The 248-nt window shown below is 62.1% G+C and carries 1 protein-coding gene; it reads right to left on the minus strand.

The features are described 5' to 3' along the window. The coding region (locus SB765_RS32305; RefSeq protein WP_410932851.1) for a DUF4124 domain-containing protein at positions 1 to 229 on the minus strand (229 nt) is incomplete at its 3' end. Between the last annotated feature and the right edge of the window lie 19 nt (positions 230 to 248).

Consider the following 248-nt stretch of genomic DNA (forward strand, 5'->3'; position numbering starts at 1 on the left):
GGATGCGTGCCGCAGTGGCAACCACCTCGGCATAGGGGCGCCCAGTGATCATCTGCGCATTGGCCGGGCCAGCCTGGGCCAGCGGTTCGTTGATCACCTTTTCATAGTGGCGTCCGGGCCGATGAACGTTGGTCAGTACGTAGCCACCCTTGGCATCGATTGAGATGTACACATCAGCCTGGGCAGCCCCTGCCGCCAGCCAGATCAAACCGAGGATGAGTCCACGCATGTCGGTCGCCTCTTCGTCG

The organism is Pseudomonas sp. SIMBA_067 (assembly GCF_046534675.1).
In the GTDB taxonomy this organism is placed as follows: Bacteria; Pseudomonadota; Gammaproteobacteria; order Pseudomonadales; family Pseudomonadaceae; genus Aquipseudomonas; species Aquipseudomonas putida.